This is a genomic window from Nocardia carnea NBRC 14403, assembly GCF_000308515.1.
GTDB classification, from domain to species: Bacteria; Actinomycetota; Actinomycetes; order Mycobacteriales; family Mycobacteriaceae; genus Nocardia; species Nocardia carnea.
This window is the reverse complement of record NZ_BAFV01000009.1, coordinates 12,669-38,724: the sequence shown is the minus strand read 5'-3', so window position 1 is coordinate 38,724 and position 26,056 is coordinate 12,669. Positions and strand designations below refer to the sequence as shown.

Annotated in this window: 25 protein-coding genes and 1 pseudogene; 13 read left to right on the top strand and 13 right to left on the bottom strand. The window is 69.1% G+C overall.

Going from position 1 to position 26,056, the window contains the following annotated elements; translation table 11 throughout:
* Positions 1-674 (top strand): annotated as a pseudogene (locus ON22_RS03010) (hypothetical protein); the annotation flags it as partial.
* A gap of 167 nt (positions 675-841) precedes the next feature.
* Positions 842-1,630, top strand: coding sequence for a DUF6928 family protein (locus ON22_RS03005; protein WP_033244137.1), 789 nt, complete (start codon positions 842-844; stop codon positions 1,628-1,630).
* 37 nt (positions 1,631-1,667) lie between these two features.
* On the opposite strand, the gene ON22_RS03000 is transcribed toward ON22_RS03005, so the two are convergent.
* Both ON22_RS03000 and ON22_RS02995 read right to left on the bottom strand, forming a co-directional pair.
* On the bottom strand, positions 1,668-1,973 hold the full coding sequence (locus tag ON22_RS03000; protein ID WP_051157095.1) for a DUF2537 domain-containing protein: 306 nt from the start codon (positions 1,971-1,973) through the stop codon (positions 1,668-1,670).
* On the bottom strand, positions 1,970-2,773 hold the full coding sequence (locus ON22_RS02995; protein WP_033244136.1) for a TrmH family RNA methyltransferase: 804 nt from the start codon (positions 2,771-2,773) through the stop codon (positions 1,970-1,972). The genes ON22_RS03000 and ON22_RS02995 overlap by 4 nt, the downstream gene beginning before the upstream one ends.
* Before the next feature lie 77 nt (positions 2,774-2,850).
* Between ON22_RS02995 and ON22_RS02990 the strand changes: the two genes are divergently transcribed.
* Entirely contained in the window at positions 2,851-3,267 is a 417-nt protein-coding gene (locus tag ON22_RS02990) for a YccF domain-containing protein (RefSeq protein ID WP_033244135.1), read from the top strand.
* On the opposite strand, the gene ON22_RS02985 is transcribed toward ON22_RS02990, so the two are convergent.
* Positions 3,268-3,705, bottom strand: coding sequence for an Rv0880 family HTH-type transcriptional regulator (locus ON22_RS02985; protein ID WP_033244134.1), 438 nt, complete (start codon positions 3,703-3,705; stop codon positions 3,268-3,270).
* Positions 3,706-3,765: 60 nt separating this feature from the next.
* Between ON22_RS02985 and ON22_RS02980 the strand changes: the two genes are divergently transcribed.
* Entirely contained in the window at positions 3,766-4,005 is a 240-nt protein-coding gene (locus ON22_RS02980) for a DUF2530 domain-containing protein (RefSeq protein WP_033244133.1), read from the top strand.
* A 125-nt stretch (positions 4,006-4,130) separates the two neighbouring features.
* On the top strand, positions 4,131-4,757 hold the full coding sequence (locus ON22_RS02975) for a TetR/AcrR family transcriptional regulator (RefSeq protein ID WP_033244132.1): 627 nt from the start codon (positions 4,131-4,133) through the stop codon (positions 4,755-4,757).
* 18 nt (positions 4,758-4,775) lie between these two features.
* Here ON22_RS02975 and ON22_RS36490 read toward each other — a convergent pair whose 3' ends face one another.
* Positions 4,776-7,598, bottom strand: a complete 2,823-nt coding sequence (locus ON22_RS36490) for a sacsin N-terminal ATP-binding-like domain-containing protein (protein WP_051157097.1) — start codon at positions 7,596-7,598, stop codon at positions 4,776-4,778.
* A gap of 663 nt (positions 7,599-8,261) precedes the next feature.
* Complete coding sequence (locus ON22_RS02965; protein ID WP_086007653.1) at positions 8,262-9,305, bottom strand: DUF3027 domain-containing protein; 1,044 nt, start codon at positions 9,303-9,305, stop codon at positions 8,262-8,264.
* Positions 9,306-9,322: 17 nt separating this feature from the next.
* On the opposite strand from ON22_RS02965, the gene ON22_RS02960 reads away from it, so the two are divergent.
* The 3 genes from ON22_RS02960 (at position 9,323) to ON22_RS02950 (ending at position 13,151) form a co-directional block, all read left to right on the top strand.
* The gene (locus ON22_RS02960; protein ID WP_033244131.1) at positions 9,323-10,096 is read left to right on the top strand and encodes a glutaminyl-peptide cyclotransferase; all 774 of its coding nucleotides are present in this window, start codon (positions 9,323-9,325) and stop codon (positions 10,094-10,096) included.
* An 890-nt stretch (positions 10,097-10,986) separates the two neighbouring features.
* Entirely contained in the window at positions 10,987-12,648 is a 1,662-nt protein-coding gene (locus ON22_RS02955) for an MFS transporter (protein ID WP_373280839.1), read from the top strand.
* On the top strand, positions 12,645-13,151 hold the full coding sequence (locus ON22_RS02950; RefSeq protein ID WP_033244130.1) for a DUF2771 domain-containing protein: 507 nt from the start codon (positions 12,645-12,647) through the stop codon (positions 13,149-13,151). Before ON22_RS02955 ends, ON22_RS02950 begins: the two co-directional genes overlap by 4 nt.
* Positions 13,152-13,210: 59 nt before the next feature.
* Here the strand turns inward: ON22_RS02950 and ON22_RS02945 are convergent, their stop codons facing one another.
* Positions 13,211-13,630: a cold-shock protein gene (locus ON22_RS02945; RefSeq protein ID WP_039822144.1), complete on the bottom strand. Its 420-nt coding sequence runs from the start codon at positions 13,628-13,630 to the stop codon at positions 13,211-13,213.
* A 206-nt stretch (positions 13,631-13,836) separates the two neighbouring features.
* Here ON22_RS02945 and ON22_RS02940 point away from each other — a divergent pair, with 206 nt between their 5' ends.
* Both ON22_RS02940 and ON22_RS02935 read left to right on the top strand, forming a co-directional pair.
* Positions 13,837-14,085, top strand: coding sequence for a hypothetical protein (locus tag ON22_RS02940; protein ID WP_033244129.1), 249 nt, complete (start codon positions 13,837-13,839; stop codon positions 14,083-14,085).
* Between the two features lie 378 nt (positions 14,086-14,463).
* Positions 14,464-15,117, top strand: coding sequence for a transglycosylase family protein (locus ON22_RS02935; RefSeq protein ID WP_033244128.1), 654 nt, complete (start codon positions 14,464-14,466; stop codon positions 15,115-15,117).
* A gap of 71 nt (positions 15,118-15,188) precedes the next feature.
* Here the strand turns inward: ON22_RS02935 and ON22_RS02930 are convergent, their stop codons facing one another.
* The gene (locus tag ON22_RS02930) at positions 15,189-15,377 is read right to left on the bottom strand and encodes a hypothetical protein (protein ID WP_033244127.1); all 189 of its coding nucleotides are present in this window, start codon (positions 15,375-15,377) and stop codon (positions 15,189-15,191) included.
* A gap of 111 nt (positions 15,378-15,488) precedes the next feature.
* Here ON22_RS02930 and ON22_RS02925 point away from each other — a divergent pair, with 111 nt between their 5' ends.
* Complete coding sequence (locus ON22_RS02925) at positions 15,489-17,759, top strand: helicase-associated domain-containing protein (protein ID WP_033244126.1); 2,271 nt, start codon at positions 15,489-15,491, stop codon at positions 17,757-17,759.
* A 10-nt stretch (positions 17,760-17,769) separates the two neighbouring features.
* Here ON22_RS02925 and ON22_RS02920 read toward each other — a convergent pair whose 3' ends face one another.
* The 3 genes from ON22_RS02920 to ON22_RS02910 all read right to left on the bottom strand — a co-directional run bounded on the left by ON22_RS02920 (position 17,770) and on the right by ON22_RS02910 (position 21,702).
* On the bottom strand, positions 17,770-19,173 hold the full coding sequence (locus ON22_RS02920; protein WP_033244565.1) for a M1 family metallopeptidase: 1,404 nt from the start codon (positions 19,171-19,173) through the stop codon (positions 17,770-17,772).
* A 150-nt stretch (positions 19,174-19,323) separates the two neighbouring features.
* On the bottom strand, positions 19,324-19,992 hold the full coding sequence (locus ON22_RS02915; RefSeq protein WP_033244125.1) for a DUF3239 domain-containing protein: 669 nt from the start codon (positions 19,990-19,992) through the stop codon (positions 19,324-19,326).
* Between the two features lie 39 nt (positions 19,993-20,031).
* Positions 20,032-21,702 (bottom strand): DNA repair helicase XPB, encoded by a 1,671-nt coding sequence (locus ON22_RS02910; RefSeq protein WP_033244124.1) that lies wholly within the window; start codon positions 21,700-21,702, stop codon positions 20,032-20,034.
* A 136-nt stretch (positions 21,703-21,838) separates the two neighbouring features.
* Between ON22_RS02910 and ON22_RS02905 the strand changes: the two genes are divergently transcribed.
* Positions 21,839-22,492 (top strand): LysE family translocator, encoded by a 654-nt coding sequence (locus ON22_RS02905; RefSeq protein ID WP_033244123.1) that lies wholly within the window; start codon positions 21,839-21,841, stop codon positions 22,490-22,492.
* Here the strand turns inward: ON22_RS02905 and sigJ are convergent.
* Entirely contained in the window at positions 22,470-23,399 is a 930-nt protein-coding gene (gene sigJ / locus ON22_RS02900) for an RNA polymerase sigma factor SigJ (protein WP_033244122.1), read from the bottom strand. The two genes, ON22_RS02905 and sigJ, sit on opposite strands and share 23 nt — an antisense overlap.
* On the opposite strand from sigJ, the gene ON22_RS02895 reads away from it, so the two are divergent.
* Positions 23,361-24,068, top strand: a complete 708-nt coding sequence (locus tag ON22_RS02895; RefSeq protein ID WP_081595284.1) for a GNAT family N-acetyltransferase — start codon at positions 23,361-23,363, stop codon at positions 24,066-24,068. The two genes, sigJ and ON22_RS02895, sit on opposite strands and share 39 nt — an antisense overlap.
* Before the next feature lie 158 nt (positions 24,069-24,226).
* On the opposite strand, the gene ON22_RS02890 is transcribed toward ON22_RS02895, so the two are convergent.
* Positions 24,227-25,318, bottom strand: a complete 1,092-nt coding sequence (locus ON22_RS02890) for a 3-deoxy-7-phosphoheptulonate synthase (protein ID WP_033244120.1) — start codon at positions 25,316-25,318, stop codon at positions 24,227-24,229.
* Between the two features lie 258 nt (positions 25,319-25,576).
* The gene (locus tag ON22_RS02885) at positions 25,577-26,044 is read right to left on the bottom strand and encodes a carboxymuconolactone decarboxylase family protein (RefSeq protein ID WP_033244119.1); all 468 of its coding nucleotides are present in this window, start codon (positions 26,042-26,044) and stop codon (positions 25,577-25,579) included.
* Positions 26,045-26,056: the final 12 nt, after the last annotated feature.

The window sequence follows — 26,056 nt, the reverse complement described above, 5'->3', positions numbered from 1 at the left end:
CGCCCGCGGCTCCGGCCGAACCGTATCGGCCGCCGGCAGCGGAGGTTCATCGTCCGCCCGCGGCCCAGGCGCCGGTTGCTGCCGCGCCCGTGGAATCCCCCGGTGCCGCCGAGCCCGCACCCGCGGCGCCCTATTCCGTAGCGGAACCGGAAACGCAGGCGCCCGAATCGGCCGCGCCGGCCGAGCCGGAGCCCGTCGAACCCGAGGCCGCCCCGGCGCCGGCCGCCGGCGAATCCGCCCTGGCAACGGACGAATCCGCCGCGATCATCAGCGAACCTGCCCCGGCGACCGATGAATCCGCCCCGGCGACCGGTGAACCTGCCGCGGTAGCACCTGTCCCCCCGGCCGTCGCAGACTCACCGGTCGAAGCCGTCCCGCCGGTCGAAGCCGCGGAGTCGCCCGCCGAACCAGCCGCGGAGCCGGCCACCGGAGTCGCCGCGACAGATGTTTCCGAGGCCCCTGCCGCGGAAGCCGGCGGAAATCGGAACGCGGATACCGCCGAACCCGAGCCCGAACCCGCAGAGGCGAAACAAACGCCCGAGCCGGCCGCCAAACCCGCTGCCAAGAAGGCTCCGGCCAAGGCCACGAAATCCACCTCGCGCAGCAAACGCGGTAAGGCGCCCATGCCATCGTGGGAGGACGTACTGCTCGGGGTCCGTAGCTCGGGTCACTGAACGGCCGCGAACCGGCGTGTTTCCCACGACAAGCGCCCGATCCACCCGGTCGGGCGAGTAAGTTCCGCTGTACGGCGACGCGGTCGATGCCGGGGCTGCCCCGATAACGGCCGAGGTGCACGCCGAGCAGTTCACGACCCGGTTCGTGCGCTATCGGAGGTGGGTGGATGCTGTCCAAGATTTCCTCGGTCTGGTACGTCGATACGCCCGACCCGCTCGCGGTCCTGGGTGCCGACCCGGACCCCGACCCGGATGCGGCCTACGCACTGGCCCGGCAATTGCATCCCGATCTCGAGGTCGAACCGACCGCATCGTCGACTCTCGGGGAAGCCACCGGACCGCGACCCGACGAACTGTTCATCGGCTGCTACCCGGGCCTGAACCTGCTGTGCAGTCCTTATGCCGCCCGGATACATCCGACCGAGATCCCGGATCTGCTCGTGCGGCCACTGGCCGAGGAGCATACGTATCTGGTGTCGTTCGATCTCGAATACGGCTGGGGTTCGTTCGCGCATTGGGAACGCGGCGAATTGCGCCGGGCATTCAGTTCCACTCGTCTCAACATCCTGCAGGACCAGGGTCTGCCGCATATCTGGGAGCGGCCGCACTGGGCCGGTGAACATCCGATCCGGTGGCGGCTGGGCGAACTCCCGGATCCGCTGGTGCTGCCGTTCGACCCGCCCGGTTTCGCGGATACGGCGAACTACGAATGGCTCGGATTCCGGTACTTCCCGATGGCCGCGGCGGCGCCGGAGCAGTCGAGCCCGCGGGATTCCGATGCGGCCCGGCCCACGGTGACCCCCGGCGATATCCGGGTCTGCGGTTTCCGGCTCCACCCCAAGGACGAGGGCGCGCACCACGATCCCCGGCCGCCGCGCAACCGGGTCGACCACGAACGCAAGGGCCTGCTGTCCTGGCTGCGCGGCCACGATGCCGCGGTACCCGCCGAGAAGTAACCGTCGTGTTCCGCCGATAACAACCGTTGCGTTCCGCTCAGATGCCGGCGAGCAACCCGATCCAGCCGAGCAGTACACCGGCACCGGCACCGGCCAGCACCCAGCGGGTAACCGGACGACGCCGCCAGCGCCAGGCGGTGGGCGCGATACCGATCGCCGCGACCACATTCACCGCCAGCGAGAACAGCGGGTGCACCTGGGTCAAGGCCGTGCCGAACGCGAACACCCCGACCGCCGTGATTGCCGCGACCAGCGCGGCGACCGTGATCCCCGCCGCCCACGGGGTCGGTTCGCCCGCCGGGCCGGAGTAGCTGCCGTAGCCGGGACGGCCGACGGGGGTCACGAGGCGCGCACCCGCTCGTAGAAGGCCATTGCCGCCGCGGTGGCCACGTTCAGCGAATCGGTGCCCGCCGACATCGGGATCCGGGCCCGCATATCCGCCGCCGCCATCGCCTCCTCGGTGAGACCGGGGCCTTCGGCGCCGAGCAGCAGCGCCACCCGCGGGCCGGTGAATGCGGCGGCGAGGGTCGCGGCCGCCGGATCGGGGCTCAACGCGATCACCTGGAAACCCTGGCGGCGCAGCACATCCAAGCCGGCGGGCCAGTCCGGTACCGGTGCGAACGGGACCCGCAGCGCATGCCCCATGGAAACCCGCACCGACCGGCGGTACAGCGGATCGGCGCAGCCGGGTCCGAACAGCACCGCGTCCACGCCCAGCCCCGCCGCATTGCGGAACATGGCGCCGAGATTCTCGTGATCGTTCACCCCCTCGAGTACGGCGACCGTTGTGGCGCCCGGGAGGAGATCGGTGAAATCGCGGGCGGGCGGCCGGTGGGCCACCGCGAGTACACCCCGGTTCAGGTGGAAACCCACTACCTGCGCCATCACCTCGGCCGGGGCACGGTAGAACGGGATATCGAATTCCGCGAGGTCGGCGGCGAGTTCCTGCCAACGCTTGTCCACGCCGAGCAGTGCATGCGGCCGGAACGGCGATTCCAGCATGCGCCGGACCACCACGGTCCCCTCCGCGATGACCAGTCCCCGCCCGCCGGGACGGTCGGGTCTGCGGTCCGCTGCCTTCAGATCCCGGAAATCGTCGACGCGCGGATCGGCAGCACTGTCCACATCGAGAACCACGGCCACCCGCCTATCCTGCCAAGCCGCGCCATACGGCCCGCGCTGTGGGTGCGGATATCGCGCCACTCGGGCATGCTTGACGTATGAAGCCGATCCAGTTGCTGCTCAATATTCTCTGGCTGATCCTGTGCGGTTTCTGGATGGCGCTGGGATACTTCGTCGCCGCCCTGATCTGCTTCGTCCTCATCATCACGATCCCGTTCGGGGTCGCGGCGATGCGCAATGCCCTCTACATGCTGTGGCCGTTCGGCCGCACCACCGTCGAGAAGCCGGGAGCGGGCGCGGGCGCCCTGCTCGGCAACATCATCTGGTTCGTGGTCGCCGGCTGGTGGCTGGCGCTGGGCCATCTCGGCACCAGCATCGCGCTCGCGATCACCATCGTCGGGATCCCGTTCGCCTGGGCGAACCTCAAGCTCATCCCGCTGGCCCTGTTCCCGCTCGGCCGCGAAATAGTCGACAGCGACCAGCCGTTCGGGGCGAGCTACGGCGCCGCCCGCTGACTATTCGGAGTCCGCGACGATCTGGTTGAGGATCGAGACGGCCTGTTCGAGTACGGCGAGCTGATCGGGGTCCAGGTCGGCGAGCTGGTCACTCATCCAGGCTTCCCGGGCGCTGCGCTCATCGGCGAGGAGGGCATGCCCGGCATGGGACAGCGAAACGATGATCTGGCGGCCGTCGGTCGGATGCGGGTCGCGGTCCACCAGCCCCAGATCGGTGAGCGAGGCGATCACCCGGGTCATCGACGGGGGCTGGACGCGTTCCTTCGCGGCCAGTGAACCGGGCGTCATGGCACCCTCACCTGCGAGAGTGGCCAGAACCGAGAGCTGGGTCAGCGATATCTGCGATTCCGCACGCCGTCCCCGCAGATGCCGCGTCAAACGCACCACTGCCAGCGAGAGGTCGCTGGCCAGCGCCCGCACATCCGAGTCCGTATTCACAAAGTGAACCTTACGTGACACGCTGCGAATCGGCGCGCGTACTGCGGTTACGCTGATCGGATGAACGCCCGGCTCCCGCAGTTCCCACCGTGGCTGACCGACCCTCGCCCGGTGCTCGCGTTGGGCTCCGCGTTGTTCGCGATCGCCACCGTCGTCGTCTGGCTCGGCGGCGACCGCTGGGCGACAGCGCGGCCGGTATGCCTGATGGGTCTGGCCGTCGGCCTGCTCGGTTACACGATCTTCGTCGTACAGCGCCGGGGCGCCCGCCGTGGCGCCAAGGGCGCGCAGACGGGATTGTGATCACCGACCGCGCATAATCCGAGGCAGCGGGGCCGGCCGGCTGCCGGTGTGCCGGGGCCCGGACGGGTCTCGCAGAGCGCGACCGGGAATTGACTGTTCGGACCCGGACCGCCAAACTCGCTCGTGTGTCCTCCCGATTGAGCGTCGAAGAACGACGGGCCCACCTTATCGAGGCCGCGATCGGCCTTGCCGAGAAAAAGGGGGTCGCGGGCGTCACCACCCGTGATGTCGCCCAAGCGGCGGGCGTATCGCTGGGTGTGGTGCATTACTGCTTCGAGAACAAAGACGCGCTGATGACCGAATTGGTCAAGGCGCTGTCGATGGAGCTGCGCGATTCGGTGGACGCCAACGAATCCGTCTGGCAGCAGGCCGGTAGCGGCAACACCGCACTGCGCGATCTCCTGCGCGCCGGGCTGGAACTCATGTGGCTCAATATCGAGGCCACCCCCGAACGTCAGCTGCTCACCTACGAGACCACCACCTACGCCTTGCGGGAGGGCGAGCAGACGCCCGCCAAACTGGCGATCGCCCGGGAACAGTACGACTTCAACGATTCCACGGTCGCCGATATTCTCGACCATGCCCGTGATGCCACCGGCAGCACCTGGAAGGTTCCGGTGCGTCAGCTGTCGCGGTTCACGCTGAGCGTGATCGACGGAATCGTATTGCGCTGGCTGGTCGACGACGACAGCGAGAGTGTGCGCACCCAGCTCGATCTACTGGCCGCGGCGCTGGCCGAACACGCCGAATAGCGGCACCGGGACCCGCGGTCAGTGCACCGGCCCCGGGCGCAGCACATGGACCGTATCGCCGTCCTGCCACCACGGCACCCGCACCGTCCGCGTCACCGCACCCGACAGCCGGACCCGTAGGTCGTCGTGCACCCGGAGCGTGCCCGGCTGCGGCCCGAGCGTGAACATCCGGCGCAGAACCACGCCGAGTGGTTCGCGATCCCAGCCGGTTTCGTGGCCCGCGTCGAGCACTTCGGCATGCACCTCTTCCGAGACCGCAGGCAGATCCAGCAGTACCGACAGATCCGCCGCCGTCTCGGGGTCGGCGACCACGAGCCGATCCGGGGGAACCGCCAGACCGAACCACGGCTTGTCGAGCACCAGCGCGTCCGCGGCGTCGATCACCGCGCCCGACAGTGCACGTACCCGGTCGGGCGGGTCCAGGGCGGTGATATCGAGCCGGTGTAGCGCCGCGCCGAGCCGGGCGTGTACCCGGGCAACCACTTCCGGAGCCGGTGTCTTCGCCGGATCCGCCAACGCTTCGAGCAGCGTTGCGGCGAGCGTGAGATCCAGGGCGGCGGGGGCGGCCAGGCAACCGCCGAGCGCGTCGAGGTCCGGGCCGGACAGCCCGGTTATCGGCAGTTCCGGTAGCAGTCCCGCGAATTCGGTATCGGCCGGGTGCCGGTAGCCGCCGAGCGCGATCCCGTCGATCCGCGCGTACCTGCGCAACCACCATGCGGTGTAGCCGTCGGTGTCACCGAGCAGCGGCCGGGTCCGCTCGTCGGACAGCAACCGCCACAGTGCCTCCGGCCAGGCGGCATCGTCCACCAGGTCCAGATCGCGGACCGCGATCAGCTCGGGCGGATCCTCGGAAAGCCCGGCCCACCAGGTTTCCTCGTCGTCGAGATGATGGTCCGGGCCGGTGGGGTCGGTTTCGGTGACGATCCCGAAATCCCAGCCGACCCCGATCGCCCGCAGGGCGCCGGCGCCGTATTCCTCGGCGACCTCGGTGGTGACGACCCCGAACGGTGAATCCGGTACCAGCAATTCGATCAGCGGGGCATCCGGCAGCAGTAGCTCGTCGGCCGGGCGGGTACCGCCTTCGCTGTCCGGTAATTCCAGCATCCCCAGCCAGGACGGTAAAGCCGCCGTATCGGCAACCGCCGCCAGCCGCAATACCGATTCGACGGTATCCGGATCGCCGGGATGATCGGTCAGTTCCGCCTGCAGCGCGGGATCCGACAGCAGATCGGCGGGGGTCGCCCGCCGGGCACCGAGCCGGGCCAGCAGCGGGTGCGCCGCCGCGGGATGCACCAGACGTGCCCAATGCACAGGCACCGGCTCCGCGAGCGCGGCGAGTTCGTCGTCCAGCAGCACTGTGCGCGGGCCGGTGACCGTTCGGCCGTCGGCCAGCGGTACCGCCAGGGCCCCGAGTTCCTCGACCGCCAACTGGTCGGTGACGAACGGTTCGAGGGCGGTGTACAGGGCCGACCACCACGACGGCGGCCGATCCAGTCCCGCGGACAGTTCCGCGACCCGCGCCGCACCGATCCGGTGCACCCCCACCGTCGCCAGGACATCCGCGTACCGCGTGCCGGACAGGTCCGGGATCAGCAGTGGATCGAGGACATCACCGAGCAGTTCGGCCAGTTCGGCGGTGAGGTCGGGGAAAACGCTGGTGCGGGTGGGTATCGCGACCCGCTCCTCGGGTCGGTCCGCGGTGCCGGGTTCGGGCGTGAGCACCGGAAGCCAGGGGTTGTCGCGCAACTCCTCCAGAATCGACTCCCGCAGCAGCCCGTCCACCTCGCTGCGCGCGAATCCCGGGGCCGGGATCAGCACCGGGCGCGCGGCGGGCGGCAGCGCACGGGCGAAATCGGCGTACCCGGTGGCCAGTTCACGCAACCGGGCACCGGGCAGCGCCCGGCGGCGGTCGGGTTGCATGGGGATATCGGCGATCAGCAGTGCCGGTAACGTCAGTTCCTCGTCCGATCGGGTGGGGGCGCGCAGTACATCGGGTCGCGCGGCGACGGGCCGGCCGTCGCGGACCGGTACCAGCCAGCGCGCCCGCGCCGTCCGGTATTCCCACCAGACCTCCTCGGTTCCGGCCATGTCGATCCGGATCTCGCGCAAACCTGTCTCGCCCATAGCCCGAGCCGTGGACCGAACCGGGAAGTCCTCGATCCGGACCTCGTTCAGCGCAGGCAGCTCCAACAGCAGATCCACCGCCTCGGCGCGCATGGCTTCCAGCAGCGCCGCCGGATCGACATCCGGTCGCAACCGCAGCACGATTTCGCTGTCCGCACCGGCACCCGGCGTCGCCGCGTGCGGCCAGGCCAGCCGCAGCACCGGTGGCGCGAACCCGCCTTCCGTCTCCGGAACGGCGACGCCCGCGGCCGCGAGCTCGGCCCGGGTCTCCTCCCGGGAGAACCGTAGCGATCCGCTGGTCGACCGGAACTCGATCTCCTCACTCACCGCGAGCACCGCGGTGAAACCGACCCCGAACCGCCCGATTTCCCCGGTACCTCCGGTTTTCCCGGAGGAACGCAGCGCAGTCAGGGCGTGCACGCCCGCCAGGTCGAGCGGGGCGCCGGTATTCGAGATGGACAGCGTCCGATCACTGCACCGCACCACGATCCGGCCCGGCACGCCCGCCGCGGCCGCGGCATCCGCGGCGTTCTGCGCCAGTTCGGTGAGCAGCCGGTCGCGGTAACCGGCGCGCACCAGGTCCGCTTCGGTTGCCGCGTCCTCACGCAACCGGGTCGGCGAATCCCGCCAGGCCGCCAGCACGCCGGCGCGCAGCCGCGCGGTGCCGAAGGGGTCGGCGGAGTCGTGCTCTACGGAGGACGATGCCGATCCGCTCATATCGCCCACCGCACCGGTCTCACTCACCGCCACAGCGTACGTCGCCGCACACGTCCGGCCGAACACACGCCTCGGCCGTTCCGGCCCGACCCGCAGCCTATCGATTTATCCGCCATTACCGCTGTCGCCCTGCACTATTCACCGTCCCACACCGATACGATCGGCGAGTCCCCGCCAACCGGGCAGCGACGGACCCTGGCGCATCGCTTCCGCCGGATCGGCGGCGTCTTTCGGTATCTTCCCGCCCGGCCCAGGCCTGTCTCCATCCACACCTCCAACGAGGTGGCCGCCGCTCCGGGGTGACCACGCCGCCCCCACCCCACCGGATCGCCGGATACGGCCGGTCTGGGTATGGCCGCCGCCGTCTCCGGAGTGCTTCGCCTTCCTCACCCCGAATGGGGTCGACAGCCTGTACGGGCAGCGCCTGCCGGGACCGTGGACTGCGATTCCCTCGTGTCCTCCCCCACAGCGGCCTCCGTATACAGGGGCGGCGGTGCGCTCCGGGATCGGCTCAGCGCCCGCCCGAGTAGCCGCCGACGAACTCGGTGCGTTCGGCGTCGGTGCGGGCTGCCCGGGACCGGTCCCACCGACGCGACTCCCTGTGAACTCACGTTCCGCATCCGGGGATTCCGCGGGTGGCTGCTCCGCCGGGCTTTCCGATATCTACTCAGCGGCTCCGGAGTCCGGGGCATCCGGCGAACCCGCGTCGCCGTTCTCCGGTTCGGGTGCAACGGCGGTGGGCGCCGGGGCCGTGCCGGTTTCCGCACCGGCATCGTGCGTCGAATTGCTCGACTGCTCGAGTACGGCGCCGGTCGCGCCCCGCGGTTCGGTGCCTCCGGTCTCGGGATCACGCTGTTCGGTGGTGGCAATCGGCTCGACTCCCGCAGTCGCGTCCGAGGCCGCGGATTCCACGGGCGCCGCCGCGGTGGCAGATGCGGACCCCGCCTCCGCAGGTTTCGGCGATGCGGCCGGATAGACCTCCACCGCGGCATCGTCGTAGGCCTCGTACAGCGGCGACCCGGCTCCGGCCGGCAGCGGCGTGTCCGAATGGGCTCCGCAGCCGTAACCCATATGCACGACATGACCGTCGGCACCCATGGCATTGGCGCAGACACCGAAGGCGGCGCGCAGCGCACCGGCGAGCGGTACGTAGAAACCGCAGCTCTCGCAGGAAGCGGGCGCGGCTTTGGCCATATCGCTGTCCGGGCCGTACTCCTCGTACCACCGCTGCGCGGCGTCCACGCGCCCCTCCAGGCCGAGGACCTGTTTGCGCCCCAGCCCGACCTGGTAGGCCACCTCGTCGATCTCCGGATCGCCGGTCGCGGTGTAGCCGGGCACCAGGCGCGGGTCGTCCGCCGGTGGCGCGAGCAGATCCCCGGGGGCGAGATCCCCCGGGCGGACCCGCTGCTCCCACGGCACGAACTCCGGCGCGATCAGCGCGTCGGGGCCGGGCAGCAGCGCGGATTCGCTCACCGTGACCCGTTCGGTGTCCGGGGCGGCCGCGACCACCACGGCCCATTGCCAGCCGTGGTAGCCCGGGAGGGTCGCCTCGAAGCAGTGCGTGGCGGCACATTCGTTCTCGGCGCGGACGCCGACATGCGCACCGACCCCGGAGGGTTCCAGCTCCAGGAGCGCACGACGAGCCAGGTCGACGGCCCCCGCCAGAATCGACCGTACGTCGGTGTCCGATACAGATACTGCGCTCACGGTCTACATTTTGCCGTATGAAGCACACTCGGCGTACCTGGGTCGTCACCGCGCTGGTCTGCCTGCTCGTACCGGGCGCCTGCGCAAACGCCGATGATGCCGCTGAGCGCCGCACTGTCGAGGTGGTCGCCACCCATCCACACGACCCCGGCGCGTTCACCCAGGGTCTCGAAATCGACGGTGAGGTGCTGTACGAGGGCACCGGCATGGTCGGACAGTCCGATGTGCGCAGTATCGATCGGAGCAGCGGTGCGGAGCTGGCCCGCGTCGAACTGCCGCCGCCCTTCTTCGGGGAGGGCATAACCCGCGCCGGCGACACCCTGTGGCAGCTCACCTGGCAGGAAGGGGTCGCCTTCGCCCGTGACCCGCGCACGCTGGCCGAAAAACAGCGGGTCCCGTACCAGGGCGAGGGGTGGGGGCTGTGCCACCAGGAGGGGCGGCTGGTGATGAGCGACGGATCCGCGACCCTCACCTTCCGCGATCCGGTGACCTTCGCCGTCACCGGTTCGGTCGCGTTGACCAGCCGTACCGATACCCGCCTGAACGAACTGGAATGCGCCGAGGACGGTTCGGTCTATGCCAACGCCTGGCCCACCGAGCAAATCCTGCGGATCGATCCGGACGCCGGGCGTGTCCTGTCGGTGATCGATGCGGCCGGGTTGTTGCCGGCGGACCGGCGCGCGGGTACCGACGTCCTCAACGGCATCGCGCAGATACCGGGCACCGACCGTTTCCTGATCACCGGAAAGTACTGGCCGACGGTCTTCGAGGTCCGGTTCGCACCGGCCTGACAACGCCCGGCGCGGAAGCGATACAGCTCACTTTCGGCCCGCCCTGAACAGGGCGGGGTTTCGCCGCGGACGCCGTGGGCCAGAATTGAGGAGTGCCCACTTCCCGCGAGCCCTCCGGTTCCGATCGCGGTCAGTGGCCCGCCGGCGAGTCTCCGCCACCCCAGCGGCATCCAGGTTTCGACCGCTACCCCCCGCCGAACGTGCCACACCGCAATCGCGAACCCGACCCCGGCAACACCCGCCCCACCCCGCCGCCGACCCGGCCGCTTCCGCTCGACGATCCCGATCCCGCGCGTGGTCACGCCGGATCGGTGCCACGCGCGGCCATACCGGCCTCGGACGAACCTGCGGCGCCGGGGCGAATGAGCCGTTTCGCCCGGGTCTTCGGCGCGCTGGGCGGGTCGCGGAATTCCACACAGCGGTCCGGCGGCCATGGGGCCGCCGGCGCCGGTGGAGACGGGCGGCCCGGATCCATGCGGGAGAGCGCCGCACCACAACGAGACGGCCGCCGGGATTCCGCCGAACCGCGTCGGACACCGCCTGCCGCGGTATCCGACGGCGGTTACCGCGGACGCGGGGGCCGTTCCGGCGCCGACTCCGGTGCACCGGAGTGGCGGTCGGGTCGGCGTAACGACGCACAGGCTGCGTGGGCCGCCGGCACCGGGAGCGGGCTCGGTCCACTCGACGCCACTGAGGGTGACCGTTGGACCCCGGGAGAAGACGCCCGCACCGCTGGTCCGGCCGATTCCGGATACCGCCCCGGAGGCAAGCGTCTGGACGGACCGCACCGGCCCGCTGCCGAGGCCGATCGTCGTTTCGGTGCCGACGAGTCGACGCGCCGCTTCGATGCGGCAGGGCAGTCCGGTGGCGACGCAATCCCCCCGGCTCCGGTGGGGCGGGGCCGGTACCGGGCCGAGAAGGGCCGGGGGGCCGGCGATACGCCCGGCGGCGATCGTCTGCCTCAGGGCTCCACGGTCGATCCTGCGTCCGGCTCCCGGTACGAATCCAGGAAACAGTCCCCGGGCGAACCGCAGGAGCCCGCGCCCGAGCACTCCGGAACCGGCGAGCCAACGAAGGTGTACCGCAGCGGGGACTTCGACACCGAGGAAGATCCCGACGGCCGGCGGCTCCCCCGCAAACTCACCGTCACCCGGGTGGCGGCGATGCGCGGCCGCGAGCTCACCGGGAAAGGTATCGCCACCTTCCGGCGTGCCGCGGAAGCCGACGGCGCCGACAAATCGGGGCTGACCGCGCTCACCTACGCCACCATGGCGAATTTCGCGCTGGACGCGGCGATCGCGGTGGCGCTGGCCAATACCCTGTTCTTCGCCAGCGCGACCGCGGAGAGCAAATCGAAGGTCGCCCTGTATCTGCTGATCACCATCGCGCCGTTCGCACTCATCGCGCCCCTCATCGGGCCCGCGCTGGATCGGTTGCAGACCGGGCGCCGTTTGGCGCTGGCGGCTTCGTTCGCGGCTCGCGCGGTCGTAGCGGTGGTGTTGATCTTCAGTTTCGACAGCTGGGTGCTGTACCCCTTGGCGCTGTGCATGATGGTGCTCAGCAAATCGTTCGCCGTGCTCAAGAGCGCCGTGACGCCACGGGTACTACCACCGGATATCGATCTGGTCCGCACCAATTCCCGGCTGACCGTATTCGGTTTGGTCGGCGGCACCCTGGGAGCAGGCGGGATAGCCGGGGCCACCGCCGCGCTCACCGGTTCGACCGGCGCCTTGATCCTGGCCACCGGTATCGCCGTGGGCGGCGCCTATCTGAGCTGGAAGATCCCGCGCTGGGTGGAGATCACCGAGGGCGAGGTCCCCGCAACCCTGAGCTATCACGGCGACGACCCGCAGACCGAGGTGCTGGAACCCGGCCGCGAATCCGCGGTACCACCCCGCAAACGCCGGCAACCGCTGGGCCGCGCGGTGGTCACCGGGTTGTGGGGCAACGGCAGTATCCGGGTCCTCACCGGGTTCCTGACCTTCTACATCGCCTTCGTCGCCAAGGCCACCGAACACCGGCCGGTGCAGCAGGCGGCAATGCTCGGCCTGGTCGGCGCGGCGGCGGCGGTCGGCAATTTCGCCGGTAACGCCACCGGTGCCCGGCTGCGGCTGGGCCGGCCCTCACTGATCGTGGTGAACTGCACCCTGGCCTGCACGGCCGTGGCGGCGGTCGCGCTGATCCTGGACAACCTGCTCGGGGCGGCGCTGGCCGCGCTGATCGCGGCGGGTGCCAGCGCGCTGGCCAAGGTTTCGCTCGACGCCTCGATCCAGGACGATCTGCCGCCGGAATCGATCGCGTCCGGTTTCGGCCGCTCGGAAACCGTGCTGCAGCTGAGCTGGGTGGTCGGCGGCGCGGGCGGCGTTCTGCTGCCGACCGACTATTGGAAGGGTTTCGCGGTGGTCAGTGCCGTTCTCGCCGCGGGTCTCGTCCAGACTGTGCTGAGTTCGCGCGGGCACAGCCTGCTGCCCGGTTTCGGGGGGCGCCGCCCGCTGCACGCCGAACAGGAAATACCGCACCACGACCATCCACGAGGAGAAACCGCCCGGTGAGTACGAACAGAATCCGCACGACTCTCGCGCTGGCCCTGGCCGGAATTCTGCTCTTGGTGGCCGGGACGGCCGGTGTGGTCTGGCTGCTGGCGCGCGATGCCGAGCCGCACAAACCGGAACTCACCGCGTACGCGCACGGCGAGGCCGTCACCGTGCCGCCGTTCTACTACTGCACCGTGCGGATGGAGAACTGCGAACAGGGCGACACCGTGTTCTTGGAGGTTCCGGCGGGTAACCCGCTGCAGATCTCGCTGCCGTCGGAGGTCGTGGGCACACCGTGGGAATTGCTTCCGTTGTATTCGGACGAGAACGGCGAGGTGGTCGAAAAGCCCAGCAGCTACCGCGACTACCCGGATGGCACCCCGGCGCTGACCGTCGACTCGAATCCCGAGCCGGAGCTGGAGCTGATCGGTGTGGAGTTGCAGGTGATGATCATCGCGATCGATGAGACCGGGCGGGAATTCTCGATTCCGCACGCGATCTGGTCGATCAAAACCGCCTGATACGCGCGCGGGCCGGTCCGGGTGTCCGGACCGGCCCGCCGCCGGTTACTTCTCTCGGATCAGCGATCGAGTTCCCGCGCGACCGCGCGCACCACCTCGGAGATCCGCTGTGCCGTCTTACGGTCGGGGTAGCGCCCCTTGCGCAGATCCGGCTGCACCTTCGCTTCCAGCAGCGTGATCATGTCCTCGACCATGCCGTGCAGTTCGTCCGGACTGTGCTTACGGGCCACGGGCTCTTTGCGGGCGTTGCGTTCCTGGTTCTGCCGGACCGAGGGCGGCGCTTCGACCAGTTTCAGGCTCAGCGCCTGCGGGCCGCGGCGCCCGGCCGCCATCCCGAACTCCACCCGCTGTCCGGGTTTCAGCGTTTCCACACCCTGGGGCAGCGCGGACGAGCGGACGTAGACGTCCTCACCCTCGTCCTGGGAAAGGAAGCCGAAGCCCTTTTCCACGTCGTACCACTTCACCTTGCCGGTCGGCACTGCGCTCACCCGTTCGTCGTTCGGCACCCGGCCCGCAGGCCCGGCACACATGTCTGCTGAAACCCGCCGGTGGGCGGGCCCTGGCCTTCTCTCGAAAGCTCTGCCTGCACTCGAAAAACGCGCCCCGCAAGCATGCAGGACGCGAGATCGCTCCCGAGTCTACCCCGGTGGGCAGGGGGCCAGCACATCAGTTTTACCGTCGACAGGTGACCAACCCCGCTGATCCCCGGCCGTCCACCCCACCGCCCGGGCGCACCCCCGGCAACTGGCTCCTGCGGCTGGCGCTGGGCCTGTTCGTTCTCGGGCTGCTCGCGATCGTGGCGATCTTCCTCACGCCGATCTTCACCGACGGCAAGCCCGGATTGTGGTTGTACCTGGGTGCCATGGTCCTGACCCCGCTGGGCTTCGTGCTGGCGCTGACGTTCGCGCTGCTGTCGGGTCGGCGAGCCAAGTGACCTCTATGCGTTACCCCGACGAATCGCCACCCGAAACTGTTGTGTGATGATAATCACATAACAGAATAATAACGCCTATTGCGGGGGATCGGCACCCCTCGACGCGAGCCCACTAGCTGCACAGAGTCTCCGAGAGCCAGTTGTGACCACTCCGCAACCCCTCCGCACACGCCGGTTACCAAAAAGTGATTTTTCGCCGGATCCGTCGTACCGTCTATCCCAGCCGGGCACTCCGGCCCACCGGCCCGCCGCACCGAACCTCGCCCCGCGGGTACCGGACCCCAAGGAAACGACAGGGGCGAGGGCGGGACGGGCACCCTCTCAGCCTGGACCCGAGCGAATCCCTCGCAGGTGCGTACGAGAGGAAGACGAACCCGAATGAGTGGACGCCATCGCAAGCCCACCAATACCGGTCGCACTGTCGCCAAGGTTGCCGTCACCGGCGCCATGATGAGCGGTGCGGGTGCAGCCCTCGCCGGTAACGCCAGCGCGGCACCCGACTCCGACTGGGATCGACTCGCGCAGTGCGAAGCCGGTGGTAACTGGGGCATCAACACCGGCAACGGCTATCACGGCGGACTGCAGTTCTCGCAGAGCACCTGGCAGGCACACGGCGGCGGAGATTACGCGCCGACCGCCAACCAGGCCAGCCGCGAACAGCAGATCGCCGTGGCAGAAAAGGTCCTCGCCTCCCAGGGCTGGGGCGCCTGGCCTTCCTGCTCCTCCTCGCTGGGCCTGAGCAGCGGCTCGACCCCGCGCGAAGCGCCCTCCGATACCCCGGCCGTGCAGACCCAGAACCAGAGCACACCGGCCGCCCCTGCTGCCCCGCAGCAGGCACAGGCCCCGGCCCAGACGCAGACCCAGGAGGTCTACACCGCGGTCGATCGTGCCCTCGCCACCGTTCAGGCGCAGGGTGTTCAGGTCCCCCAGCCCGCGCTGGACCTGTTCGAAGCGGTCAAGGCCGGCACCCCGCAGCTGGATCCCGCGCTGCTGGGCTTCTACGAGTCCAACAAGGGCCTGCTGCCGAACTGAGCGGCAAACACCCCCTTACTACGAAAGAACCCCGTATCCGATCGGATACGGGGTTCTTTCGTTCCGCCCGCTCAGCGGTTGATCACCGTATGCGGGTGCACGTACGGCAGCTGCTCGGCAGCCACCGGGAACTCGGTGTCCTCGCCGAAGGGCGAGAGGTTACCGGCACGTGCCGACGACAGCTCGGTCACGGCGTGCTCACCGTCGGCCACTTCGGGCCAGCCGTTGTCGACGTAGGGTTTCTTCGATTTGTTCACCACGCACTCATTCTGGCATGTCCGCCCGGCAGCCTCGTACAACAACCGCCTTCGGCGGGCAGGTTCCGCGGCCAGGTCGGCACCGACGGCGAAGATAGGCCTAATCTGGACCGGATGACCGGCCCAGACTCGTATACCGCCTGGCTCGGCGGCCGCTCCGATGCCCAACTGGTGGCGCTGCTCGAACGGCGACCCGATCTCGCGGTACCGCTGCCCGCTTCGATGGCGGTGCTCGCCGCCCGCGCCGAACAGCGCGCCTCGGTGCTGCGGGCCGCCGACGATCTGGATACAGCGGCTTTCGGAATAGTGGAGGCGGTGGCCGTACACACCGCAGCCGGGAACGAGCCACCAACACGTACAGAGTTGAAACGTACGCTGCGCGGCCGCGCGAAGGCCGCGACGGTGGACGCGGCGCTCACCGAACTGGCCGACCGGGCCTTGCTCTGGTTCTCCGGCGACCGCATCCGGCTCGTATCCGCCGTAGCCGAGGCTCTGCCGTGGCCCCTGGGCAGCGGGACCGACACCGACACCCCGGATGAGCCGGAAATCGCCGCAACACTCGCCGGCCTGCCGCCTGCCGAACGGGCCCTGCTGGACAAACTGGCCGAAACCGGCCCGCGGGGACGCACCCGCGACGCGGCACCCGACGCCCCGGCCGACCGCCCGGTTCCCCGGTTGCTGGAGCGCCGCCTGCTGCGCCGGATCGACGACGAGACGGTGGAACTGCCGCCCGCGGTCGGTCAGTTGCTACGGGGCGAACCGGTCACCGATCCGCGCCGCCTGACTCCACCGGAACCGGTGGTCACCGTGCATGCCCTCGCCGAGGTGGACGGTGTGGGCGCCGGGGAGGTCGGCGAGCTCCTGCGGCATTGCGCCGCGATTGTGGAGGTGCTGGGTCAGGCGCCCGCCCCCGCGCTGCGCGCCGGTGGCCTCGGGGTACGGGAAATACGCCGGATCGCCCGCGCCGCCGGTGTCGAGGAATCCCGCGCCGGGTTGCTGGTGGAATTGCTGGCGGCGGCGAAACTGATCGAGAAGGGTTTTCCCGATCCACCGCCCGAGGCCGATGCCGACGAATTCTGGGCACCCACCCCCGCCGCCGATTCGTGGCTGGAGGCCCCGCCCGCCCGCCGCTGGGTACCGCTGGCCCACAGCTGGCTGGAACTGGACCGCTACCCCTGGATGATCGGCCTGCGCGATGCGGCCGATAAACCGCTGGCGGCGCTCGCACACGAACTCCGGGTGCCCTACGCGGTCCGGGAACGCCGAACCGTTCTCGAAGCTCTCGCCGAACAACCCCCGGGGACAGCACTGGCCCCCGCTGATATCGGCCGCCTGCTGGCCTGGCGCACACCCCGGCGGCGACGGCTCTACCGCGGGCAGGTCGTGGACAACACACTGCGCGAAGCGGCCGCGCTCGGTCTCGTCGGCCGCGGCGCGCTCACCGCCGCCGGACGTGCCCTGCTCACCGAACCTCTGTCGGCGGCCGAAGCCGCACTCGAGGCGGCACTGCCCGACCCCGTCGATCATGTGCTGGTCCAGGCGGACCTCACCGTGGTGGCGCCCGGGCCGCTCACCGCCGAACTACAGCAACGCATCGCCCGCGTCGCGGATGTCGAATCGGCGGGGGCCGCGACGGTCTACCGGTTATCGGAACCCTCCCTGCGCCGGGCACTCGATGCGGGACTCACCGCCGCGGAACTACACCACCTGTTCGAACGGCATTCCCGCACACCCGTACCGCAGACACTGACCTACCTCATCGACGATGTGGCGCGCCGCCACGGCCGGTTACGCGCCGGGATGGCGCAATCGTTCGTCCGCAGTGAGGATCCCGCGCTGCTGGCGCAGGTACTCGCCTCCCCCGTGGCGGATACGCTGGCGCTACGCGGGATCGCACCGACGGTCGCGATCTCCCAGGCACCGCTGGGCGAACTGTTCGAGGAACTCCGTTCGGCCGGGTTCGCACCCGCCGGTGAGGATTCCTCCGGCGCGATAGTCGATCTACGGCAGCGCGGGGCGCGGATCAATGTGCGCCCACTGGCTCGGCAGCCGTACCGCCCCGCGCCGCCCACCACTGAACAGCTGGAACTCCTGGTCACCGAGCTGCGGGCCGGTGAGCGCGCCGCCGGTGCGACATCCGGGAAAATGGTACGCAGCGACGGCAGTCGCACCAGCACGGCCGCTGCCCTGGCCCTGTTACAACTCGCCGCGCGGGTGCATCGGCAGGTGCATATCGGCTACGTCGATGCGAAAGGCACCGCGATCCAGCGGGTGGTCGAACCCGTACGGGTCGGCAACGGGCAACTCGAGGCGCTGGACGCGGTCACCGGGGCGGTCCGGCAGTTCACGCTGCACCGGATCTCGTCGGTCGCGCTGCTGGAATAGTCGTGGCCGGTCAGCCGCGCAGACCGCCGGGATAGAGGTACTGGTCCGGCGGTGGGGTGGTGCCGTGCAGCCAGGCATCGAAGAATCCGGTCAGGTCGACCGGCGATTTCGACTGCATGAAGGCACGGAATTCCGGCATCGAACTGTGACCATAGGCGTGGCCGGTCACGAATTCCCGCAGGGCCCCGAAGAACACCGCATCCCCCAGCTGTTTACGCAGGGCGTGCAGGAACAACGGGCCGCGGTAATACACCGAGGTGAACATTTTCTCCGGCCCCGGATCCTGCAGCGGCACCGCCCAGAACTTGGGCTTGTCCATCACCTTTCGGATCGTGTCCCGATATTCGGCGTCCACATCGACGCCCTCCATCCGCTCCGGCCACAGATAGTCGGCGGTATAGCTGGCGAGGCATTCGTTCAGGCAGATATCGGACCAGCTGTACACCGAGACCGAATTACCCCACCACTGATGCGCCGCCTCGTGCACCACCGTGTTCAGATCGGCCCAGTCGGCGTAGACGGGCCGGGTCTGTGTTTCGAGCGAGAACGGCAGCGGGGCGGACAGATAGATTCCGCCCGCGTTGTCGAACGGGTAGGGGCCGTAGATGCTTTCTGCAAAATCGAGCACCTCCGGCAGCCGCTGCTCGTGTGCGCGCAGTTCCTCGGCGCCGGGCGCGAACGCACTCAGCAGCGGCGTACCGTTCGCACGCCGCTGCTCCAGGTATTCGAATCGATCGATGGCGACGGTCGTGAGGTAGCCGATCACCGGGTGCCGCTGTTCCCAGCTCACTGTGCGGAACCCGTCGCGCACCTCGTCACGCACCCGGGCACCACCGGACATCACCTCCCATTCCGCAGGGACGGTGGTGTGCAGGGTGAAGGTGGCCTTGTCGCGGGGGGAATCGTTGAGCGGGTACCAGGTCGCGGCCGAATGCGGTTGTCCCGCCGCAAAAGCGCCACCGGTCGGGGCGTAGGTCCAGCCTTCCCCGGCGGTATCGGCGGCGACACCCGCGTACTCGACGGTGACGGTGAAGGGCAGTCCCGGCAGCAGCGGCAGAGCCGGGGTGACGACCAGTTCGTGCGGATCCTGCCGGATGAAACCGGCGGGCATATTGTTCACCCGGACCGCGCTTACCGGTGGCCCGTCGAAGTCGAGGTTGAAGGCGGTGAGCGGCTGGGTGGCATGCGCATCGATACGCGTGGACCCGGTGAGGTGGTGACCGGCCGGGTCGTACCCCAGCGTGACCTCGTAGTGCCCGACGTCGTATCCGCCGTTGCCGTCCTGCGGAAAGTACGGATCGCCCAGCCCATCCGCACCGGCCAGGTTCGCGGATTGGGCGTGCCCTACCGCGGGTGCCGGGGACAGACTCGACAGCACAACCACCCCGGCGATCAGCCAGCGGGTGAGTTTCATGCGGTTTCCACCTTCCATGGTTCGGCGTGCGAGCACAGCGACATCCCCGATCGACGACGTTAGTCGCAGATACCGCCCGACAGCCGTATGCGACCCGGCGCGCTGCCGGTTTCGCCGAATACGGCGTGCGCGAGCGTAACCCGCGGCAGGTCAGGCGCCGAGGCCCTCCGGTAACTGCCCCGGGTCGAGCAGCAGGCGTTTGGTGGTACTGCGCTGCACCTGATCGGCCAGCGCGAGATTGTCGGCGAGCAGCCGCCATTCGATCTCGTCGATGGCCCCGCGGGCGCGCTCGATCACGACGCCGTCCGGGGTCCCCCAGGCGATCGGCATGGTGTCGACCGGGAGCCAGCGTTCCCCGATCGTGCGCGCCGTCAGGTCGCCGCGGACCGCGATCGCCGGTACTCGTTCCCCCGGCGCGAACCGGTGCCCGGGTAGCCGGCGCACCTTCTTGGTGACCAGCGCATACCGGGACTCGCCCGTATCACGGCGTGCCACATTGACCAGCGCGAGCAGTACCGCGCCGCGGGAATGGAATCCGGAGACGACCGCCGGGATCAGCTCACCATCGGCGTAGAGCCGGGCGATACCGGTGCGGCGCGGCGCCCATAACGCGACCCACAGCGCGGTAGCGGCGCCCAGTGCGCAGGCCAGTGCGAGCGGATAGGACCAGGCGTGACCCAACCGCACCAGATACGCGGTGGCCGTCGCGCAGGCCAGTGTCGCGATCAGTGCCGCCAGGCGCAGCCGGCGGCGTCCCGCGAACACTTCGTTGACCGCCTGCACATGCCGGCGGTCCACCGTGAATTCGAAGTGCCGCACTTCGCCACCCCTTACCCAGTCGGTCGAATCCGCGGGACCCTACTGGTCGTTCGCCCCGAACGCGGGACCCAGCAGATCATCGGCATCGGTTATCCGATAGGCATATCCCTGTTCGGCGAGGAATCGTTGCCGATGCGCGGCATAATCCGCGTCCAGCGTGTCGCGTGCCACGACGGAGTAGAAATGCGCCTGGCCGCCGTCCTGTTTGGGCCGCAGCAACCGGCCCAGCCGCTGGGCCTCCTCCTGGCGGGAGCCGAAGGTTCCCGAAACCTGGACCGCTACCGAGGCTTCCGGTAGGTCGATGGAGAAGTTGGCGACCTTACTCACCACGAGAACCGGGATCTCCCCGAGGCGGAACGCCTCGAACAACGCCTCGCGTTCCTTGTTCTTCGTGGACCCTTGGATCACCGGGGCGTCCAGTGCGGCGCCCAGTTCGTCGAGTTGGTCCAGGTAGGCGCCGATCACCAGCGTCGGGGCGTCGCGATGCCGGTCGAGGATGGATTTCACCACCGCGATCTTGGTGTGCGCGGTGGAGCACAGTTTGTAGCGCTCCTCCGGTTCGGCGGTGGCGTAGGACATCCGCTCGGCATCGGTGAGGGTGACCCGCACCTCGATACATTCGGCCGGCGCGATCCAGCCCTGGGCCTCGATATCCTTCCACGGCGCGTCATAGCGTTTCGGCCCGATCAGCGAGAACACATCGCCCTCGCGGCCGTCCTCGCGGACCAGTGTCGCGGTGAGGCCCAGCCGGCGCCGCGACTGCAGATCCGCCGTCATCCGGAACACCGGCGCGGGCAGCAGATGGACCTCGTCGTAGATCACCAGGCCCCAATCGCGGCTGTCGAAGAGTTCGAGATGTTTGTACTCGCCCTTCGATTTGCGGGTGATCACCTGGTAGGTGGCAATGGTGACCGGCCGGATCTCCTTGCGTTCGCCCGAGTACTCGCCGATCTCCTCATCGGTGAGCGAGGTCCGCGCGATCAGTTCCCGCCGCCACTGCCGCCCGGCGACGGTATTGGTGACCAGGATCAGGGTGGTGGCCTTCGCCCGGGCCATGGCGGCCGCGCCGACCATGGTTTTCCCGGCACCGCAGGGCAGCACCACCACGCCGGACCCGCCCGCCCAGAACGAATCGGCGGCCATCTCCTGATAGTCGCGCAGATGCCAGCCGTTGCCGTGGTAGTCGAGATCGATGGCATGGGCCTCGCCGTCGACATAACCGGCCAGGTCCTCCGCGGGCCATCCGATCTTGAGCAACTGCTGTTTGATATGCCCGCGTTCGGACGGGTGCACGACCACCGTGTCGTCGTCGAGGCGGTCCCCGAGCATCGGGGCGATCTTCTTGTGCCGGAGCACCTCGGCCAGTACCGCCGCATCCAAACTCACCAGGGTGAGCCCGTGCGCGGGATGTTTGACCAGCTGCAATCGCCCGTAACGGGCCATCGTATCGACGATATCGACCAGCAGCGGCTGCGGAACCGGGAACCGGGAGTGGCTGACCAGGGCATCCACCACCTGCTCCGCATCGTGCCCCGCGGCACGCGCGTTCCACAGGGCCAGCGGGGTGATGCGATAGGTGTGCACATGCTCGGGCGCCCGCTCCAGCTCGGCGAACGGGGCGATCGCCTGCCGCGCCACACCAGCGAGCTCGTGGTCGACCTCCAGCAGCACCGTTTTATCGCTTTGTACGATCAGTGGCCCATCCGCCACGGGGCCCTCCTCACCTCGACTTCTGCCCATTGTCCCCGAAGCCACCGACAACGCCGGGTGACGAAGGAGACAGCGCGCGTCCAGTAGGCGCCGACTGGACCGAGACAAGCCCGCATATCCTCGCGAGTATCACTGCATGATCGAAATCTCGGCGGCTGCCGGTGTCGCGGTGGCGGCGCTCGGGTTGGTGCTGACACCCGGCCCGAACATGATGTACCTGGTCTCGCGCACGATATCGCAGGGCCGCGGCGCCGGCCTGATCTCGCTGGCCGGGGTGGCCGCGGGGTTCGCGGTGTATCTCACTGCGGCCGCCACCGGGATCACGGCGGTATTCGCATTGGTTCCCGAGCTGTACACGGCGCTGAAGATCGCCGGCGCCGGTTATCTGCTGTGGTTGGCGTGGCAGACGCTGCGACCGGGCGGGACCTCGGTGTTCGCGCCCGCCGACCTCCCTCGCGACCGGGCGGGCCGGCTGTTCACCATGGGCTTGGTGACCAATCTGCTCAACCCGAAGATCGCGGTGATGTACCTGGCGCTGATCCCGCAGTTCGTCGCTCCGGCGGCCGGCCCGGTGTGGTTGCAGAGCCTGTGCCTGGGTGGGGTGCAGATCGCAGTGGCGCTGGCGGTGAACGCTCTCATCGTGTGCACGGCCGCTACGGTGAGCCGTTTCCTGACGGGCCGGCGGCTGTGGTTGCGGGTGCAGCGACTGCTGATGGGCACGGTGCTGGGCGGTATGGCAGCGCTGCTGCTCACCGACCGGCAGGCGATCAGCGCAACCGGACCCCGGTGAGTTTCGCCGGGTTGGCGATATCGTATGTGCCCTGGATGAGACCGTCCACAACGGTGAAACCCATCACCCGCGCCGGGAAACCGGGGTGCGTGCCGTCGCCCGGGTGGGCCCGGACAAGCGCGCCCAGCTGGCCGTTGACCCGGACGAATTCCACCCCGGTCGCCAGGAAATCCTCGTCGGCCCCGTCCAGGCCGTAGCGGCGGATGAGACCGAAGAACAGGCGGGCCACCTTGTCCGGGCCGACGATCACCTTGCGCGCGGTCGGCGTGGTACCGCCGGAATCGCCGATCATCACCGCGTCCGGATGCAGGACGGCCGCCACCGCCTGCGCATCGCCGGTATTCAGCGCGACCAGCAGCTTCTGCACCGCCGCCTCGTGCTCCCCGTCGGCGGCGGGTTCCGGTGTCTGTTCCCGGACCGCCTTCCGTGCACGCGCCGCCAACTGCCGCGCCGCCTCGGCGGTGATATCCAGGATCGTGGCGATCTCGCCGTAGGGCACCCCCAGACCTTCGTGCAGTACGAACGCGACCCGTTGCGGCGGCGTGAGCTGATCCAGCACTACCAGTGCCGCCAGCCGGAACTCCTGCCGCAACACCACCGTGGCCAGCGGATCGGCCTCGCCGGCCCCGGCCACCGGTGTCACCACCGGTTCCGGAAGCCACTGCCCCACATAGCTTTCCCGCCGGACCGCGGCGCTGCGCAACCGGTCCAGGCAGAGCCGGGAAACCACCGTGGTCAGCCAGGCCCGCAGATCCTCGATCTGGGATTGCGACGCCCCGGCCAGGCGTAGCCAGCTCTCCTGCACCGCATCTTCGGCGTCGGATACGCTGCCGGTCATCCGGTAGGCCACCGCCAGCAGATGCCCGCGATGCGATTCGAACTGGTCGGCGAGAAGCGCGGCTACCACCGCTCGAATTCTACGGAGAGCCGGACAGCGCGTACGCGCCGCATCCGGAAAACCGGATGCCGCGGGCACCGCCGCGATGCGAACATCGGCCGGGTGGAGGAACAGACGCTGACCGACGGCACGGTATGGCTCGACCGGCCGGGCCCGGCCGATATCGATGCCGTAGTCGAAGCCTGTCAGGATCCGGCGATCGCCGAATGGGTCACGATCCCGTGGCCCTACAGCCGCGCCGACGCCGAAGAGTTCATCGGAACCACTGTTGCCGACGGCTGGGCGGGCAGCAGCCCGATCTGGGCCATCCGGGCGGCGGAACGGGGACGATTGATCGGGACGGTCGGCCTCGGGGTCCGGCCGCGTGACGAGACCGCCGCCGAAATCGGTTTCTGGCTGGCTCCTGAGTACCGCGCACGCGGGATCGTTTCACGGGCCGTTGCACTGACCTGCGATTTCGGTTTCGATCCGAACGGCATGGGCCTGATCCGTATCCAATGGCGCGCCTTTGCCGGCAACCGTGCCTCAGCGGCAATCGCCCGCAAGAGCGGGTTCAGGTACGAAGGGCTGGCCCGCCTCGGCGGTGTACAGCGCGGGACCCGGCGCGATTTCTGGGTGGCCGCCCGCCTGAACACCGATCCGCCGGGCCCGGCCGGCGGATGGCCTGCCGAGGTCTGAGCTCCCACTCCGAACGCACCCGAATCGCCGAGGTCGCTGCCGAGGTTGTCCGCACTCGCGGGATCGGGCGACTATATCGGCCACGCGGACGGCAAACCGACCCACCGCGCCCGCGGACCACATACCGGCCCGCGGCGGCGCGGCAGAGTTCCGGCAGCTCAGCGTTCCCGGCGCAGGCGGACCGCTTCGGCCAGCCGGTCCAGCTGGGCGGCGGTGGTGTCCCAGTCCATGCACGCGTCGGTGATCGACTGACCGTAGGTGAGGTCGCCGGCCCGGCCGAGCGTCAGGTCCTGGCGGCCCTCGACGAGGAAGCTCTCCAGCATCACACCGACCACGCTGCGTTCACCCGCGGCCATCCGCTCGGCGATATCGGCGACCACGATCGGCTGGCGTTTGTGGTCCTTGTTGCTGTTGCCGTGGCTGGCGTCGACCACGATCCGCTGCGACAGCCCGGACTTCTCCAGCCGCGCGCATGCGTCGGCGACCGAGGCGGCGTCGTAGTTGGTGCCGTTGGAGCCGCCACGCAGGATCACGTGGCAATCCTCGTTCCCGGCGGTCTGGATGAGCGCGGACCGGCCGTCCAGATCGGTACCGGGGAAGACGTGGCTGGCCGCGGCCGCCCGGACCCCGTCCACCGCGACCTGCACGTCACCGTCGGTGCCGTTCTTGATACCGACCGGCATGGACAGCGCGCTGCTGAGCTGCCGATGTACCTGGCTGGCCGCGGTGCGCGCGCCGATGGCGCCGTAGGTCACCAGGTCGGAGATGTACTGCGGCGTGATCGGGTCGAGGAATTCGCAGGCCACCGGGAGGCCCATGGCGGTGATGTCGAGCAGTAACTGGCGGCCGATTCCCAGCCCCGTGTTGACGTCGAAGCTGCCGTTGAGATGGGGATCGTTGATCAGGCCCTTCCAACCGAGGGTTGTCCGCGGCTTCTCGAAGTACACCCGCATGACCAGGTGTAACCGGTCGGACAGGGTTTCCTGCACGGCGGCGAGCCGGCGGGCGTAGTCCAGGGCGGCCGCGGGATCGTGCACCGAGCACGGTCCGACGATCACTATGAGGCGGTCGTCGGTGCCGTTCAGCACGTCGACGGTGCCGCGGCGGCCGGCGCGCACCGTGGCGGCGTGTTCATCGGTGATGGCGTGGACGCGGCGCACTTCCGCGGGGGAACGCAGCGGGCTCACGCTGAGGGTTCGCTGATCGTCCAGATCGCTGTGGTCGGCATCGATATCGACTGCGGTGGTCATCGTGGGTGGTGTCCTTCTCGTTCAGGCCGACCCACGGAAAAGAAGATTCCCCGTCGAGCCGGTCGTCATCCGGCTCGGGGTGTACTGGTCAGCGCGCGTGGTTGCCGCAGACCGACCCGCCCCGGGCCGGCTTGCTAAACCAGAAATACACGCGCTGCACGATTTGCCACGCTACCAGGCGGCGGAACGCGCAGGTGGAGCCGGGGCGGAATCGGGCGAAAGAAAGTGATGCTCAACACAATTCCGCCCCGGTCCGGTTCAGAACTGCCCGGGCTCGTAACTACCGGCCGGAGTGTGGGCGATGGCGTTGATCCGGTTCCAGGCGTTGATCGTGGCGATGGCGGCGATCAGCCCGCCGATCTGCTCGTCGTCGTAGTGCTTGCGCACCCGCTGCCAGGTGTCCTCGCCGATCCCGCCGCCGTCGGCCAGCCGGGTGGCTACCTCGGTGAGCTCTAACGCGGCCCGTTCGGGTTCGGTGAACACCGTCGCTTCCCGCCAGGCGGCGACCAGATTGATCCGGACCTGGGATTCACCGGCGTGGGCGGCGTCCTTGGTATGCATATCCACACAGAACGAGCAGCCGTTGATCTGGCTCGCCCGGATCTTCACCAGCTCGTAGACCGCCTTGGGCAGACCGGAATCGTCCACCACCTTCCCGGCGGTGACCAGGCGCTTGCTGTAGCTTGCGGTGACTTTGTTGGCGAAGAGATCGATGCGGGGTTCCATATCGAGTTCCTT

Bases quoted from the DNA above. Each gene is read 5' to 3' on its own strand.
- ON22_RS03005 (WP_033244137.1), top strand. From the start codon at position 842: ATGCTGTCCAAGATTTCCTCGGTCTGGTACGTCGATACGCCCGACCCG.
- ON22_RS02990 (WP_033244135.1), top strand. From the start codon at position 2,851: ATGAAGCCGATCCAGTTGCTGCTCAATATTCTCTGGCTGATCCTGTGC.
- ON22_RS02980 (WP_033244133.1), top strand. From the start codon at position 3,766: ATGAACGCCCGGCTCCCGCAGTTCCCACCGTGGCTGACCGACCCTCGC.
- ON22_RS36490 (WP_051157097.1), bottom strand. From the start codon at position 7,598: ATGAGCGGATCGGCATCGTCCTCCGTAGAGCACGACTCCGCCGACCCC.
- ON22_RS02960 (WP_033244131.1), top strand. From the start codon at position 9,323: ATGAAGCACACTCGGCGTACCTGGGTCGTCACCGCGCTGGTCTGCCTG.
- ON22_RS02935 (WP_033244128.1), top strand. From the start codon at position 14,464: ATGAGTGGACGCCATCGCAAGCCCACCAATACCGGTCGCACTGTCGCC.
- ON22_RS02925 (WP_033244126.1), top strand. From the start codon at position 15,489: ATGACCGGCCCAGACTCGTATACCGCCTGGCTCGGCGGCCGCTCCGAT.
- ON22_RS02920 (WP_033244565.1), bottom strand. From the start codon at position 19,173: ATGAAACTCACCCGCTGGCTGATCGCCGGGGTGGTTGTGCTGTCGAGT.
- ON22_RS02905 (WP_033244123.1), top strand. From the start codon at position 21,839: ATGATCGAAATCTCGGCGGCTGCCGGTGTCGCGGTGGCGGCGCTCGGG.
- ON22_RS02895 (WP_081595284.1), top strand. From the start codon at position 23,361: ATGCGATTCGAACTGGTCGGCGAGAAGCGCGGCTACCACCGCTCGAAT.
- ON22_RS02890 (WP_033244120.1), bottom strand. From the start codon at position 25,318: ATGACCACCGCAGTCGATATCGATGCCGACCACAGCGATCTGGACGAT.
- ON22_RS02885 (WP_033244119.1), bottom strand. From the start codon at position 26,044: ATGGAACCCCGCATCGATCTCTTCGCCAACAAAGTCACCGCAAGCTAC.